The organism is Rhizobium sp. BK181 (assembly GCF_014193305.1).
Classification (GTDB): Bacteria; Pseudomonadota; Alphaproteobacteria; order Rhizobiales; family Rhizobiaceae; genus Rhizobium.
In genome coordinates this window covers 80650-95907 of the sequence record NZ_JACHZA010000005.1, presented here as the reverse complement: position 1 = coordinate 95907, position 15258 = coordinate 80650, and the positions used below count along the sequence as shown (strand labels likewise).

At 59.9% G+C, this 15258-nt stretch carries 17 protein-coding genes; 4 read left to right on the top strand and 13 right to left on the bottom strand.

Features of this window, described 5'->3' with window-relative positions:
• Nucleotides 1-3: 3 nt before the first annotated feature.
• A complete protein-coding gene (locus FHT77_RS14845; RefSeq protein WP_016557162.1) occupies nt 4-342 on the bottom strand; it encodes a YciI family protein in 339 nt (112 codons plus the stop codon).
• A gap of 218 nt (nt 343-560) precedes the next feature.
• Here FHT77_RS14845 and FHT77_RS14840 point away from each other — a divergent pair, with 218 nt between their 5' ends.
• Entirely contained in the window at nt 561-2207 is a 1647-nt protein-coding gene (locus tag FHT77_RS14840; protein ID WP_409527455.1) for an FAD-binding dehydrogenase, read from the top strand.
• 29 nt (nt 2208-2236) lie between these two features.
• Here FHT77_RS14840 and FHT77_RS14835 read toward each other — a convergent pair whose 3' ends face one another.
• From FHT77_RS14835 to FHT77_RS14825, 3 genes are all read right to left on the bottom strand, one after another.
• Nucleotides 2237-2425: a YegP family protein gene (locus FHT77_RS14835; RefSeq protein WP_007527415.1), complete on the bottom strand. Its 189-nt coding sequence runs from the start codon at nt 2423-2425 to the stop codon at nt 2237-2239.
• Nucleotides 2426-2562: 137 nt separating this feature from the next.
• Nucleotides 2563-3006 carry a hypothetical protein gene (locus FHT77_RS14830; protein ID WP_183755739.1) on the bottom strand — a complete coding sequence of 148 codons (444 nt, stop codon included), beginning with the start codon at nt 3004-3006 and terminating at the stop codon, nt 2563-2565.
• 148 nt (nt 3007-3154) lie between these two features.
• Nucleotides 3155-4957, bottom strand: coding sequence for an ABC transporter transmembrane domain-containing protein (locus FHT77_RS14825; protein ID WP_183755738.1), 1803 nt, complete (start codon nt 4955-4957; stop codon nt 3155-3157).
• Between the two features lie 192 nt (nt 4958-5149).
• On the opposite strand from FHT77_RS14825, the gene rpmE reads away from it, so the two are divergent.
• The gene (gene rpmE / locus FHT77_RS14820) at nt 5150-5371 is read left to right on the top strand and encodes a 50S ribosomal protein L31 (protein ID WP_007527409.1); all 222 of its coding nucleotides are present in this window, start codon (nt 5150-5152) and stop codon (nt 5369-5371) included.
• Between the two features lie 168 nt (nt 5372-5539).
• Complete coding sequence (locus FHT77_RS14815) at nt 5540-6010, top strand: nucleoside deaminase (RefSeq protein WP_183755737.1); 471 nt, start codon at nt 5540-5542, stop codon at nt 6008-6010.
• An 81-nt stretch (nt 6011-6091) separates the two neighbouring features.
• Here the strand turns inward: FHT77_RS14815 and FHT77_RS14810 are convergent, their stop codons facing one another.
• The 3 genes from FHT77_RS14810 to FHT77_RS14800 form a co-directional block, all read right to left on the bottom strand.
• The gene (locus FHT77_RS14810; protein ID WP_016557168.1) at nt 6092-6607 is read right to left on the bottom strand and encodes a DUF1465 family protein; all 516 of its coding nucleotides are present in this window, start codon (nt 6605-6607) and stop codon (nt 6092-6094) included.
• Between the two features lie 375 nt (nt 6608-6982).
• Nucleotides 6983-7174 (bottom strand): DUF1192 domain-containing protein, encoded by a 192-nt coding sequence (locus tag FHT77_RS14805; RefSeq protein ID WP_183755736.1) that lies wholly within the window; start codon nt 7172-7174, stop codon nt 6983-6985.
• 21 nt (nt 7175-7195) lie between these two features.
• Complete coding sequence (locus tag FHT77_RS14800) at nt 7196-8476, bottom strand: MFS transporter (protein ID WP_183755735.1); 1281 nt, start codon at nt 8474-8476, stop codon at nt 7196-7198.
• Between the two features lie 173 nt (nt 8477-8649).
• On the opposite strand from FHT77_RS14800, the gene FHT77_RS14795 reads away from it, so the two are divergent.
• Nucleotides 8650-8814 carry a hypothetical protein gene (locus FHT77_RS14795; RefSeq protein ID WP_016557171.1) on the top strand — a complete coding sequence of 55 codons (165 nt, stop codon included), beginning with the start codon at nt 8650-8652 and terminating at the stop codon, nt 8812-8814.
• Here FHT77_RS14795 and FHT77_RS14790 read toward each other — a convergent pair.
• The 6 genes from FHT77_RS14790 to FHT77_RS14765 all read right to left on the bottom strand — a co-directional run bounded on the left by FHT77_RS14790 (nt 8811) and on the right by FHT77_RS14765 (nt 15116).
• A complete protein-coding gene (locus FHT77_RS14790) occupies nt 8811-9728 on the bottom strand; it encodes a PhzF family phenazine biosynthesis protein (RefSeq protein ID WP_183755734.1) in 918 nt (305 codons plus the stop codon). The two genes, FHT77_RS14795 and FHT77_RS14790, sit on opposite strands and share 4 nt — an antisense overlap.
• A 139-nt stretch (nt 9729-9867) precedes the next feature.
• The gene (locus FHT77_RS14785; protein WP_183755733.1) at nt 9868-10893 is read right to left on the bottom strand and encodes a class I fructose-bisphosphate aldolase; all 1026 of its coding nucleotides are present in this window, start codon (nt 10891-10893) and stop codon (nt 9868-9870) included.
• Between the two features lie 223 nt (nt 10894-11116).
• Entirely contained in the window at nt 11117-12319 is a 1203-nt protein-coding gene (locus FHT77_RS14780; RefSeq protein WP_183755732.1) for a phosphoglycerate kinase, read from the bottom strand.
• A gap of 70 nt (nt 12320-12389) precedes the next feature.
• On the bottom strand, nt 12390-14240 hold the full coding sequence (locus FHT77_RS14775) for a potassium/proton antiporter (RefSeq protein WP_114714517.1): 1851 nt from the start codon (nt 14238-14240) through the stop codon (nt 12390-12392).
• Between the two features lie 323 nt (nt 14241-14563).
• Complete coding sequence (locus tag FHT77_RS14770; protein ID WP_183755731.1) at nt 14564-14884, bottom strand: hypothetical protein; 321 nt, start codon at nt 14882-14884, stop codon at nt 14564-14566.
• A 91-nt stretch (nt 14885-14975) separates the two neighbouring features.
• Nucleotides 14976-15116, bottom strand: a complete 141-nt coding sequence (locus FHT77_RS14765; RefSeq protein WP_183755976.1) for a hypothetical protein — start codon at nt 15114-15116, stop codon at nt 14976-14978.
• Between the last annotated feature and the right edge of the window lie 142 nt (nt 15117-15258).

The window sequence follows — 15258 nt, the reverse complement described above, 5'->3', positions numbered from 1 at the left end:
ACCTCACATTTGAAGGCGAGGGCGCACCTCGACCGAGCCTTCTGCGGAGACCGGAACACGGGTCGCCCATTCGAGCGCCGTGTCGAAATCCGGAACGTCGATCAGATAGAAGCCACCCAATTGTTCCTTACCTTCGGGATAGGGGCCGTCCTGCACATCGTGGTCCTCGCCCTTGCGTCGCACCACCGTGCCGGTTTCGGGTGCGGTCAGCCCGGCGCCGCCGGTCATGATGCCGGCCTGAATCAGAGCCTGCGTGTAGGCGATCCAGCCGTCGCGATAGGTGGGATCGGTGCGGCGGGCAAAATCCCGCGATGATTCACGAACGATGAGCGCATATTGCATGTGGCATTCCTCCAGATTCGTTGCGTTGACCGGCGTGCAGGCATCTAAGAACCAAAACTGAAAAGCTGCAACGTTCGGGGATCGGCGGAAGACCGTTCCGATACAATGAGACGTGACATCAGCCCATTTCGACATCCGGCCAAAAAAATCTCGGTGACAAAAAAGTGGCGTTGTCGCCAAGCGGGGCTCCGCGTAGGCTCGCGGAGATTTGGGGGAGAATGCTTTTGATTGAATGCGATGTGCTGGTCATCGGCGCGGGTCTTGCCGGCCTGGTGGCGGCGGCGGAAGCGGCGGATCGCGGGCGGAAGGTCTGCATCGTTGAACAGGAAGGCGAACAAAGCCTCGGCGGGCAGGCCTTCTGGTCGTTGGGCGGATTGTTTTTCGTCGACAGCCCGGAACAGCGGCTGATGGGGATCCGTGACAGCCTTGGCTTGGCACGCCAGGATTGGATGGGGTCAGCGTCGTTTGACCGACCGGAAGACTATTGGCCGCGCCGCTGGGCGGAAGCCTATCTCGAATTTGCCGCAAGCGAAAAGCGTTCGTGGCTTCATCAGTACGGCATGCGCTGGTTCCCGGTCGTCGGCTGGGCCGAGCGGGGAGGCGGGTTGGCGCATGGCCACGGAAATTCCGTGCCACGCTTCCATGTGACGTGGGGAACCGGGCCTGCTGTGCTTGCACCATTTGTCCGTCGGGTGCGTGAAGCGGAAGCAAAGGGTCTTTTGACGCTTTTGTTCCGGCATCAGGTGGATGATCTCCTTGTTCAGGACGGCGTTGTCTGCGGCGCCCGCGGCACCGTCCTTCAGTCCGACGCCTCCGTGCGAGGGCGGGAGACGAACCGCATTTTTTCGGGGCTCTTCGAGGTTCGGGCCGATGTGACGATCGTCACATCAGGAGGTATCGGGGGCAATCACGACGCGGTGCGCAGGAGATGGCCGGTAGACAGACTAGGGCGGCCCCCGGCCGATATGGTCGCTGGCGTGCCTGCCCATGTGGATGGTCGAATGATCGAGATCTCCGAACGCGCAGGTGGCCGCGAGATCAATTCGGACCGGATGTGGCACTATACGGAGGGGCTGAAGAACTGGGATCCCATCTGGCGCAATCACGGGATACGTATCCTGCCGGGTCCGTCCTCCTTCTGGTGTGATGCCAATGGGAACCGCTTTGATGCGCCTGCCATGCCCGGCTTCGATACGCTGGCGACGCTCAAAGCCATCTGCGCGACTGGGCATGACTACAGCTGGTTCATCCTCACCAAGGCGATCATCAAGAAGGAGTTTGCCCTTTCTGGTTCCGAGCAGAATCCTGACATTACGGGTAAGGACATTCGCCTGCTTCTCAAGCGGTTGGGCAAGGAGCCGCCAGGGCCGGTCCAGGCGTTCATGGATAGGGGCGAGGATTTCATCGTTCGCGACACGCTCAAAGCGCTTGTTGATGGCATGAACGGACTGACCGGCGAGAAGCGTGTGGACGCGAGCCGCCTCAGGACGCAGATCGAGGCGCGTGACCGGGAGATCGCCAATGCCTTTTCCAAGGACGGCCAGGTCACCGCCATCCGCGGTGCGCGACGATACCTGGGGGACAAGCTGATGCGGACGGCGAAGCCGCACGCGCTGCTTGACCCGCGGGCTGGGCCGCTCATTGCCGTGCGACTGCACATCCTGACACGCAAGTCGCTGGGTGGTCTGGAGACGGATCTATCCGCGCGCGTGATCGGCCATGGCGGCGATCCTATTCCAGGGCTTTATGCCGCGGGCGAAGTAGCAGGTTTTGGTGGTGGAGGTATGCACGGATACAATGCGCTCGAGGGAACTTTCCTCGGCGGTTGCATCTTTTCCGGCAGGGTCGCCGGACGAGCAGTGTAGAGGCGGCGCTTTTAGCGCCGCCTGATGGGTCAGGCCTCAGCCTTCGTCGTGTCGACGACTTCTGCGCCGGGAGAATTCTTCTTGATGGATTCGATGGCGCTCAGCGCCGATGCCTTGGCCTTATAGCCTTCGGAGCCGAACATGGATTCGCCGTTCGGCGCTTTGAAACGGAAACGGAACTCGCCAGCCTTGTCCTTGTAAACTTCGAACTTATACATCGATTTTTCTCCCGGAATCAGGATGTTGTCCTATCTACAGCCGCAGCGTAGAACAAAAAACGCAACTATTCCATCGGGATATTTGCGCGCTTTGCAACCGACGCGACTGACGGGTCCTGCAAAGGAAATCGCTGGTATCACGGCTTGAAGATCGAGAAGACCGACGAGAACTTGTTAATCAGGTATGGCGCGAAAAGCACGAGGCCGGAATAGAAGAAATTTGCCGCCTTCGTCATGTCGGGTATCTCGTTGACGCTGGCAAAGCGATAAAGACAGGCAAGGCCGAAGCCGACGTATAGCATCAGTATCGCGACGGTTCCGACAAGGGCGATGAAACGGCTCGAACTCGCTTTCATCATCGTGACGGTTAGTGGGAGCTGCCCTGCGGCGAGAGGGATGCCAGCGGCGTCGATGGGGGTTCCGGCTGCGTCAGTTTTCGTCAACTCGACTTCCTCAGACAGGGCGTCGGTCAGCGACCAATCGTGGGCCTCCCGGAGCGAGCGGTAGCACAGCAGCATCGATATCACCACGGCGATGGCGACGAGCACAACCAACATATTGGCAAAGCTTATTAAATTCACCAGAGCCTCCCTCAGAGCGCTGCGACATGAATCTGTCCATGAAACCGAGTGTAATCTTTGCGTGTATTATGTCAATATACACGCAAAGATTACACGCCGATGCAACCGTCGCAGGCTGCTCGCTGAGAAGGGACGTGTAATTCGATGATCACTTCACGGCGGCAAGAAAGTCGCCGGCGCCAGTTTCGAACTGCAGCTTGGCGAGCTTGGCGTAGATGCCCCCATCTCGAATGAGGGTCTGATGCGTTCCCTCTTCGACGACACGACCCTGATCCATAACGAGAATCCGGTCAGCCTTCAGCACGGTGGCGAGGCGATGGGCAATGACAAGCGTCGTGCGCCCGGTCATGAGCCCATCGAGGGCCTTTTGCACAAGTGTTTCGCTTTCGGCGTCCAGCGCGGACGTCGCCTCGTCGAGCAGGAGCACTGGTGCATCTTTCAGAATGGCACGGGCGATCGCGATCCGCTGACGTTGACCGCCGGAGAGCGTGATACCGCGCTCGCCGACTTCCGTGTCATATCCCTTCTCCAGGCGGGCGACGAATTCGTCTGCCTGAGCAGCAATGGCTGCCGCACGCACCTCTTCGCGCGTGGCCTCTGGACGACCGAAGGCGATGTTGTCGTGAATCGAAGCCGCAAAAATGGTGACATCCTGCGGCACGATCGCGAGGCGTTTGCGCAGTTCGTCGGGATCGGTGCTCGTCGCTTCGATACCGTCGATCTTCACCGCGCCCTGCTGCGGGTCGTAGAAACGGAGCAGCAGCGAGAAGACTGTACTTTTGCCGGCGCCGGAGGGGCCGACAATCGCAACGGTTTCGCCGGGAGCTACGTCGAAGCTCAGGCCATGCAGCGCTGATCGTTCGGGGCGTGATGGATAGGCGAAGTGCACGTCACTGAACTGCACACGGCCAAGCGCAGGAGCCGGCAGCGCAACAGGCGCTGCTGGCGCCGCGATCGGGGAAACCTCGTCGAGCAGTTCCGTCAGCCGGTCAGCCGCACCCGCGGCCTGCGAAAGCTCGCCCCAGACTTCCGACAGAGCGCCGAGCGAGCCGGCGGCGATAACGGCGTAGAGAAGGAACTGGCCGAGCGTGCCCGCAGAGAGCGTGCCCGCGAGAACGTTGTGGGCTCCGACCCAGAGAACAGCGACGACGCTGCCGAAGATAAGGGTGATGGCGATTCCCGTCAGCAGGGCGCGCGAGCGGATCGCGGCACGGGCGGCAGCATAGGCCGTTTCGACGGCCGATCCATAACGGTCCGCCGCAGCGTTTTCTCCGCCAAAAGCCTGGACGGTGCGGCTGGCGGCGATGGTCTCGTTGGCGAAGGCGGAGGCATCGGCCAGTGTATCCTGGGCAAAACGCGAGCGTTTCCGCACCGAGCGGCCGAAGCCGACGAGCGGGAAGACGATCAGCGGGATCGCACCGATCACCAGGCTGGACAGCTTTGGAGAGGTCACGATCATCATGCCCATCGCGCCGAGACAGAGGATGAGATTGCGTAGGGCCACAGAGGCTGTTGCACCGACGGCCGACTTGATCTGCGTCGTATCTGCCGTCAGGCGCGAGACGATCTCGCCCGACTGGTTGACGTCGAAGAACGCCGGCGACAGCCGCGTCACGTGACTGAAGACGTCGCGGCGAAGGTCGGCGACGACGCGCTCGCCAAGCGTGATGACGAAGTAATAGCGAAGGGCGCTCGCAACGGCTAGCACGACCGCCATGATCATCAGCATGAGGAAATAGCTGTTGATGAAGCTGCCATCGGCCTGCGTGAAGCCGTGATCGATCATGCGGCGGACGGCGAGCGGCAGGGCGAGCGAGGTCACGGCCGCAAGCGCAAGCGACGCGAGAGCGCCGGCGACCAGGCCGCGATAGCGCACGACATAGGGCGTCAGCCGGCCTAGCGGCTTCAGCGATCGCGACTTCTTTTCCCCTGCTTGACCCGCGTATGCCAATTCGTCTCCGATCCCCTACAACACCGCTCATCCGCGGCTGATGGCTCTTGTTATCCTGCCGGCCTTCATGTATAGGCAGCCCATCCTAATGGGAAGCCGTAGCCTTTGCGTCTGCGGCTTCATTTATTCAATCGGTCCTCTTGTCGCAACGAATATGCGTCAAATTGGACGTTGCATGGCAGGAAGATTGTTATGAAGGCAGATATCCATCCCGACTATCACACGATCAAGGTAGTCATGACCGACGGCACCGAATACGAAACCCGCTCGACCTGGGGTTCTGAAGGCGCAGTCATGAACCTCGAAATCGACTCCAAGTCGCATCCGGCATGGACTGGTGGCAACCAGCAGCTCATGGACCGCGGCGGCCGCGTTTCCAAGTTCAACAAGCGTTTCGGCGGCCTCGGCCTCTAATCGCTGCCGCTTGGTGGAATTGAAAGAACCCCGCTTCCGGCGGGGTTTTTTGTTGCGTGCTTTCTGCCCGCGAGACTGTTTGCTTTCTTGGACCCGCGTTGCGGCCTCTTGGAAATCCGTTCGATCCAAGACAAGATCATCCAGCTCCAGCTTTGAAGGGGGACTGGGATGGAAAACCACGAGCCGTTTCTAAGAGAAGCGATCGCGCTTTCGAAATCTGCGATGGAACGGGGTGACGAGCCGTTTGGCTCAGTGCTGGTCAAGGACGGGACGGTCATTCTGTGCGCCGAAAACAGCGTATTCACCGGCCGCGACATGACGAACCACGCCGAGTTGAACCTGATCAAGCTCGCTGCGCAGAAGTACGATGCTGCTTTCCTGACGGATTGCACGCTCTACACCAGCACCGAGCCGTGTGCGATGTGTTCCGGGGCGATTTACTGGTCGGGGATCGGGCGCATGGTGTTTGCGTGCTCCGAGACGCGACTTGGTGAGATTGCCGGGATCGGCCTGAACGTTCCGAGCCGGGCAATATTGGAAACCGGCGCGCGCATCGTCGTCGTCGATGGCCCGAACATCGAAGACGAAGCTGCTGCCGTCCATCAGGAATTCTGGCCAAAGCATCTGGGTAAAACGTAGCGGCTGAAAGCTCATGGCGCGCAAAAGAAAAACCGGCCGCGCACGACGCAGCCGGTTTCATGAATGCGGTATCGAGGCGGCTTAGTTGTTGCTGAAAGCCGTCTGCAGCAAGCTAAGCTGAGCCTGGACGCTATTCTGGTTGTCAGGAACGATCGGGGCTTCGGCCGGACGGTAGATTTCGCGGTCGAGCAGGGCGACGCGGTTCTGCAGGCGCAGCGAGCGTTCGATCAGATCGCGGAAGGATTCCGGCAGGTCGCCCCAGCCCGGCGCGTTGCGATCGACGTTGAAACCGTCGAGGCGAACCTTGTTCTTCTCGGCCAAAACCTGATCGCGCGACATCTCGCCGTTGTTGACGGCGCGCTGCAGCAGCAGCCAGGACGCCATTTGCATCAGGCGGGTGGTGAGGCGCATCGATTCAGCGGCGTAGAGAACGGATGCCATGCGCGGCAGAACCTTCGAGGCTGCGCGACCCTGGCCATCGAGATAGGCGGCGGTTTCTTCAACCAGCGACATGCCTTCCGAATACAGTGTCTTGAACTGCGAGGATGAGGCAGCGCGACCTGCAAAACTGATCGTGTTCAATCCAAGCTCTGACATTTAAATAGTCCCTGTTGCACGCATCTACTTATGGTCAGGTAACGTCGACCGAAGGCAAAAGGTTCTCCGGCCGCTCTTTATGCTTTTAAGATGGTAGCTTTAGCGGAATTGCGCAAGGCGTTTCTTAAGAAAGGGTTAACTTCCACAGTTTCATGGAAATGGTCCCCAACGCAATAAAAAAGAAGAGCCGCAAAAGCGGCTCTCAAGGTAAAACAGGGAGAAAAATCAGACCAATTCACCGCATGGAAAACTGTCTGAGATCCAGAGAAGATCTGGATGAGTACAGTAATACCTTATAAAGCTTAATCGCGGCTTAAACCTGTCCCGGTTTAGTCCTTTCCGGCAACATGATTTGCTGCTTTAGCCAACCGCCGATCAGGAGCGGAAGAGGCTTTCGGCCGCTGATCTTGTCGAGGTCTTGCTGGCCACCTCAGCTTCGATTCTCACGATCTCGGCCTTGAGCAGCTCAATGCGCGATCTCAATTCGTCGACCGAGACGGCGGAAAGATCGCCACCGATCTCATGCGCAATCTTCTTCTGCGGCCGGTCGTCATCGATGAAGCTCATCTCAATCCTCCCTTGTCTGCCTCAGTTATATTTTAGGGCAGGATCGCCGGTTTCGGGAGTCTTGGCGGTTCCGCGGTCGGCAAGCGACATGCTTTCGGGCGTTAGCGTTTGTGAGGTGGCAGTCGAAAGAGTCGTAAACGCGTCGCGGTCGCCGACCGGAACGGCGGCGCGCATGCGGCTGCGGATGATGGCATAGGCGGTGATCAGCACATGGGCGATCGCCGTCACTAGGAAGAGGGCATGCGGGTTGATCATCGACATCACGGGCCCGCCAATGGTCGGGCCGATGATCGTGCCGATGCCGTAAAGGAGCAGCAACCCGCCGGAGACTTTTACGAAGTCCTCTGCGGAGGCAAAGTCGTTCGCGTGCGCAACGGCGATCGGATAGAGCGTGTTGGCAACGGCGCCATAAAGCACGACGAGACCGATAATGAAGTAGGGCGAGTCGGGGTGCAGGATCGCCAGCAGCAGGCCGGCGACAGCGGCAATCGCCGACATTGCCGCCAGTACGTAGCGACGGTCGATACGGTCCGAGAGGCGGCCGGCCGGCAGTTGCATCACGGCGCCGGCGAAGATCGTCGAGCTCATCATGATGGCGATGCTGGTATCGGAGAGGCCAGCGCCAGCACCAAAGACGGCGCCCAGCGTACCGTAGGCGCCGTTGGCGATACCGACGAGGAGAATGCCAAGGCAAGAGACGGGAGAGTTGCGGTAAAGGGCCGGCAGATCGAGCTTGACGGCCTTCAGCGGCTGCGGGGAGGCCGCGGTCGAGAGCGTCGTCGGAAGCATCGCGATGCAGTAGAAGATGCCGCAGATCATGAAGAGCACGGGCGTGCGTACATCCTCCAGCGGAATCATCATCTGGCCGGCCACGACGCCGAAGAGCGTGATGGATATATAAAGCGAGAAGATCGCGCCGCGGCTTTCGTTGGTGGCGCGCTCGTTCAGCCAGCTCTCGATGATCATCGACGTGCCGGCGGTCGCAAAGCCTGTCACGGCGCGCAAGAGCACCCACCAGACCGGGTGGATAATGATGCCGCTGACCAGCGCGATGATCGCGATAATCGCAATGAAGCCGGAGAAGGCGCGAACGTGGCCGACACGGCGCACCAGTTTGGGGGCAACGAGGCAGCCGATGACGAAGCCGGCCGCCCAGGAGGTGCCGAGCAGCCCAAGGGTGGTCGTTGCGTAACCTTCCAGGTTGCCACGCACTGGAAGCAGGATGCCCTGCAAGCCGTTGCCCATGAAGAGAAAGAGCGTCCCGAAAAGAAGTGAGGCGACGGACAGCAGATTTCTTTTCATATACCCAGACTCTATGCGTTGAATGTCAAAGGACATATGGCAACACACGGGTGTCGCCCAGCCTCGAGAAGATTGATTGTGCCCCCAAATGCCTTTACGGCATGAATAAATGCAGTCGTGACGCGAAAAAATGTCGGTCCTGTGACAATCAGAAGAGATGGAAAAATAAAGACATGACCAAGCTGATCGCCCTGCTGCTCATCCTGGCGATGGCGATCCAGTTGATCAAGCCGCTGGGTGTCCCAGGGCTGCGTCGGCGCATGGATTTCTGGAAGATCGCGCTGATCGCCTTCGCAATCTGGGCGCTGGCGCTGATCGGCCGCGACCTCTTCGTCTAATACGCGATTTCGCCGCCCATGACTGGCGCGCAGCTTCCGGAAATCGTGACGTCGGTGACCGTCCCCTCCTGCTTGACCACGTCGATCCCGATGAGGCTGCGGCGTCCCATTTCGACGCCTTGCTCTATGGTCAGCGAAACGCTCATAGTCGCATCCGGCTCCAGCGAAACGAGGTAGGCGCCCAAGGCTGCCGAGGCGCTGCCGGTTGCCGGATCCTCCGGCACGTTGTCGAGCGGCGCAAACATCCGTGCGCGGATCATCCACGGGTTTTCCTGCGAGCGGACGTAGACGAACAGCGAGAAGTCGTGGTTGCCTTCAATGGTCGACCCTGCCGCATCCTGAAAATATGAAAGGTTCGGTCGGGCGCGGCCGAGGGCGGCAAGGTCCGCGAGTTCGGCGACTACGAAACTCAGCCCAGCCGATAGGACAACAGGTCCATGCGTGGACACGCGGATTTCGTCTGGTTCGATGGCGATGCAGCGGGCAACGGTGTGCCCCGAGATTGTGTCGCCGACAGCAAGCGGTCTCGGCGCGCGAATGGATGCGGACAGCACCTCGCCACGGTCCCGCTTGAGGACAACTTCGACGAGTCCCGCCTTCTCCTCGAAGCGCAGCTTGTCTCCGGTGGGCCGACCGAACACCTCGCCCTGCCGCCCAAGCACATAGGCGGTACCAACGTTCGGATGGCCCGCAAAGGGCACCTCCATGGTCGGCGTGAAGATACGGATACGGGCGGTATTGTCGGGATCCTCCGGCGGCAGCACGAAGGTGACTTCCGAATAGCCGAACTCCGCGGCGATGTTCTGCATGTCGGTATCGGTCAAACCACGCGCGTCACTCATGACAGCCAGCGGATTGCCTTCGAAACGGGTGGAGGTGAAAACATCGACGGTCGTGAAGGCAACGGTTTTCATGGCGGCTCCGAACGGGCTGATGCCTTGATCCTTACTTGCGAACGGCTGGCTGCAGAAGCTGGAAACTTGTCGCTGTTACAATAGAAAAACCGGCCGCTTTGGGCGGCCGGTTCTGTTTGTCTTGTAAGCCGAGAAGGGCTTAAGCGGCCTGTTCGAGGTCCTTCTTCCAGCTGCCCTTGGCAGCGAGGCTGTTCATCTCGGCGCGGTGGGCGAAGGCACGTTGTCCGGCGGCGACATTCTCCGCTTTGCCACCCCAGGCCTTGAGGGCCGTATCCTGCAGGGCGCGGCCATAGGAGAAGGTGACAGCCCAGGGCAGGTCGTAGCCCGAGTTGATCGCAGATAGATGCGCCGACGCTTCTTCGGTCGACTGGCCGCCGGAGAGGAAGGCAATGCCGGGAACGGCGGAGGGAACGGTGCGCTTCAGAACTTCGACGGTACGCTCGGCGACTTCGGCGACAGACGCCTTGCGGGCGTTCTTGCCGTCGATGACCATGTTCGGCTTCAGGATCATGCCTTCGAGGCTGACACGGGCATCGGCCAGTTCCTCGAAGACGGTGCGCAGCGTCCATTCGGTGACCTCCGCGCAGCGGTCGATGTTGTGGTCGCCCGGCTTGCCATCCATCAGGCATTCCGGCTCGACGATCGGAACGATGTTGGCCTGCTGGCAGAGTGCGGCATAGCGGGCAAGCGCGTGCGCATTGGCCTTCATGGAGCCCCAAGTCGGCAGCGAGGAGGAAATTGCGATGACGCCGCGCCACTTGGCGAAGCGAGCGCCGGCTTCATAATACTTCGCCAGGCGATCTGCGAGGCCGTCCAAACCTTCGGTGATGGTTTCGCCGGGATAGGCTGCCATCGGTTTTGCGCCGATATCGACCTTGATGCCCGGAATGCTGTCTGCTGCGCGGATGATGTCAACGAAGGGCGTGCCGTCTGTGGCTTTCTGGTGGAGGGTCTCTTCGTAGAGAATGACGCCGGAAATATACTGACGCATCGCCTCGTCGGTACGGAACAACATCTCGCGGTAGTCACGGCGGCTCGTTTCTGTCGATTCAAGTCCAATCGTATCGAACCGCTTGCCGATTGTGCTCGTCGATTCATCCGCTGCAAGCAGCCCACGGCCACCTGTTACCATACGCACGGCAATGTCTTCCAAACGTTCGCTCATATCGTTCTCTCCACAGCAAAGAAAAATCGTCAACCGGTGAATATAGGTCGCGGATAACAGAAGTTTATGGTCGGGAAAACGGCAGCAAAATTCTTTGAAACGTTTGAATTTTTTTTAATCGTTTGAAAGTTCGGGCTTTTGTCCTCTCTTTGAGCAAAAGACCGCGGCGCTTTAGCGCCACGGTCTATCTACATGTAAAATCTGTTAAATTTGGCTGCTCGGATCATTTGGCCTTGTTGAGGACCGCGACACCCGGAAGGACTTTCCCCTCCATCCATTCAAGGAAGGCACCACCCGCGGTCGATACATAGCTGAAATCATCGGCAACGCCGGCATGGTTCAGCGCGGAGACCGTATCACCACCACCGGCGACCGAGGTAAGCTTGCCAGCCTTGGTGCGCTCGGCCGCAAACTTCGCTGCCGCGACGGTTGCCTTGTCGAACGGTTCGATCTCGAACGCGCCAAGCGGACCGTTCCAGACGAGCGTATTGGCGCGCTCGATCCAGGCCTTGATCGCCTCGACCGACTTCGGACCGACGTCCAGCACCATCGCGTCGCTGGGGATCGCATCGATCGCGACCGTCTCGTTGGCGGCGTTTGCTTTGAACTCGCGGGCAACAACGCCGTCTTCGGGGAGAATGATGGCGCAGCCCGCCGTGGCCGCTTCGATCATGATCTGCTTTGCGGTGTCGGCAAGGTCGTGCTCGCAGAGCGACTTGCCGACATTGGTGCCACGCGCGGCGATAAAGGTATTTGCCATGCCGCCGCCGATTACCAGCGCGTCGACCTTCTTTACGAGGTTCATCAAGAGATCAATCTTGGTCGAGACCTTAGCGCCGCCGACGATGGCAACGACCGGTCGGGCCGGATTGCCGAGGCCGGTCTCAAGTGCTTCGAGCTCAGCCTGCATGGTGCGGCCGGCATGAGCGGGAAGATGATGGGCGAGGCCTTCCGTCGAGGCGTGCGCACGGTGGGCGGCGGAGAAGGCATCATTGACGTAGATGTCTCCCTGCGCGGCTAGCGCCTTGACGAAATCCGGGTCGTTCTTCTCTTCGCCCTTATGGAAGCGCGTATTTTCCATGAGCAGGATATCGCCGTTCTTCATCGCCGCAACGGCGTCGCTAGCCACGGCACCAATGCAGTCGCCGGCGGTCGAGACCGAGTGGTCAAGGACTTCCTCGACGGAGGGCGCAATCAGGGACAGCGAAAGATCCGGCGACGGGCCATCCTTGGGGCGACCGAAATGCGCGAGCAGGATGACCTTGGCGCCCTTCTTCGACAGTTCCAGGATCGTCGGGGCAACACGCTCGATGCGCGTGGTGTCGGTCACTTTGCCGTCTTTGACCGGGACGTTCAGGTCAACGCGAACGAGGACGCGCTTGCCGGCAATGTCGTTGAGGTCGTCGAGGGTCTTGAAGGAAGGCATGGAGAAGTCCGTTCGTTATTGCCCAAAAGATGCGGGGACCATAGCAAGGATGACTGCAGACGCAAGGCGGTCATTGCCGCTTTTCATCACCCTTGCCGGACGTCGCTGCGGCGGCTGCTTCACGGTTCTTGCGACCTTTAAAGCGGTCACGGACGCGGTCGATGATGTCATGCAGATTAAGGAAGATCGGCAGGGCGGTGGCGGGCTCGAGAGCCTCGAGCGACATGCCGACCGAAGTGATGTGGTCCTGGTCGTCGAGATCGCGGACGATCAGGATAATGGAGCCGAGGCGCACCCGGTCGGCATAGTCGGCCTTGCCACCGAGACGATGCTTCATCAACTCGGCGATCGTCAGTCCCTTCTCGGATTCGTTCAGCAGTCCAGGGCCGTAGGCGGCGTCGAGATCTGCGGCGGGGCGAGCCGGTGAAAGTGCGAAGGCGCCGAAGAAATCCGCATCGTCCTCCTCGACGGGAACTCGGCTGGCAAAGAGCTTGTCGAGCAGCCGCGAATAGGAGGGAACGACGAAGAGATAGACGAGATCGTTTTCGCGCAGCCGTCCGGCATACTGATAGCGCATCGACTTGCCATCTCGGATGACGAGCGAGGGCGTTGCCCAACGCGGGATACGCTCACCGCGCAAGACCGGGCTATCCTTGACGACGCGGTAGGAGAGAAGCTCATGGTTTGCCGCGCCCGGTAGATCCACTTCCACCTTGTCGACGGCACCCATCCGCGGTGGGGTGATGAGCCCGAGCTTCTTGGCAACCGGTTTGATCGTCCATCCTTGTACGAGCAGCGAGACGAGCACGATGATGAAGGCGGTATTGAAATAGACCTGGCCATTCTCCAGTCCGCCAAGGATGGGCATGATCGCAAGCAGGATCGACACTGCGCCACGCAAGCCGACCCATGCGACAAAGCCAATCTCTTGCTGCGTGTAGTCGAAGGGCAGCAGAGACAACCAGATGGCAAGCGGGCGCGCGACGAAGATCAGGAACAGGGCAAGCAGTATCGCTGGAATGGCGATCGACGGAAACTGCGACGGTGTTGCAAGGAGCCCGAGAACGAGGAACATAATGATCTGTGCAAGCCAAGTCATGCCGTCCTGGAAGCGCTTGATGGCGGCATAACCGTGGAGTTTGCGGCTGCCCGCGTAGATGCCGGCAACATAGACGGCGAGGAAGCCGCTGCCGCCGACCGCGCCTGTCGCTGAAAAGACCAGCAGCGCCAGGGCCAGCACGAAGATCGGTGTCAGGCCGCGATCCGTCTCCAGCCTGCTGACGATCAAAACGATCATCATGCCGCCGAGCAGGCCGAGGATGACGCCGAGGCCCATCTGCTGCACGAACATGGCAAGCATGCCGATGTTGATGCCGTGATACCGTTCGCCGCTCGCAAGAACCTCAACGAGCGCAATGGTCAGGAAGATCGCCATCGGGTCGTTGGAGCCGGATTCCACTTCAAGGGTCGAGCGCACTTTGTCGCGGATATTGATGCCGCCGATGCGCAGCAGGAAGAAGACTGCCGCCGCGTCGGTAGAGGCAACGATGGAGCCGAGCAGCAGTCCTTCCAGCCACGTAAAGTTCAGCAACCACATGGCGACGACGCCAACCAATGCAGCCGTTATCAGGACACCGACCGAGGCAAGTGTCAGCGAGGGCACGGCGGCGAGCTTGAACGACTGCACTGGCGTTCCAAAGCCGGAGTCGAACAAGATGATCGCGAGCGCGATGGAACCGAGGATATAGGCGAGATAGTTGTTGGTGAATTCGATGCCCAGGCCATCCGTTCCGGCAAGCAATCCGATCGCCAGGAAGAGCAGGAGGAGGGGGGCGCCGAAGCGGAACGCGAGCAGGCTGGAGAATGCGGCGAGGAGCACGAGCGTCGTCGACACCAGTACGACGATATAGAACGCTTCCATGCCTATCCCCTTACCTGCAATTCAATGCAGACCGCCCCCGGTCCCGCAGCCCATTCCCAGTCGCCCTTTCGTCGTCATCCATGCTTGCTGCGAGTAAACGGCAAAACAAACGGGATGGGTAGGCCTTGCGGTCGAACCCCTGCTGTTTTGCGGCTTCATGCTGCTGTTTTGGCGTGCCGAACGGCAAAGCCGGATGAGCGCTCACGAAGGAGCTTGAAAAGAGTGTATGAGCAAATCGGGCGATAGCAGGGCAGAAGCGGCGCTCGCGCGCTTTTCCTGGCGATCAGTTTCTTGTCGGAAGTGAACCGCGTCGAGGCCTCAGCTCAGACGTCGTCGTCCTCATCACCTTCGTCATCGCCCATGTCGGAAATTGGAACCAGGAAGACGACGAATTCGTCATCGATGGTGCGCTCCGGATCGTCGTCGAACTCGTAGGCGTGCTCGACTTCGCTCGCCTCTTCGGCGGTTGCCTTGCGCAGGCTGAGCGGAGCAACTCCGTCCCAAACCGGCTTGCCTTGAGATTGCAGGACCGTCAGATCCTCCCGGAAATCCTCAGCCTCGAAGAAGGACTTGGCATCGTCGGCGTTCTCGGAGCGGAAGCTTGCGACTGGTTGTCCATCGATTTCGATCGTAAAGTAGTCCATCAGAATTCCTTCGCCTGCGCACCATCCGCGTTTACAGCGACAGTACGGTGATCGAACACCCCGCGCCAGCCCTATCCTTTAAGGATAACGATTATCGCGGTCCCATGACCTGCGTGGACGCCAGCAGCGGTTGCCCCTCCGCGATCTGCTTGGAACTGCGACCGCCAACGAGGCTCAAGCTCAGCACGCTCGCGATCATGCAAACAACAATGATCGTCATGAGAATTTTCATGGGGGACTCGTCGGCAATCCGGCATCTCTTATGCCTGTGACGCTAGCCAGTTTGACGATGGGACGCAAGCGGAAGGACCCACTCGCCACGGCCATCGGACTGGCCATAAGAAAAGCGGCCCGGTTGTCTGGGCCGCCTTCCG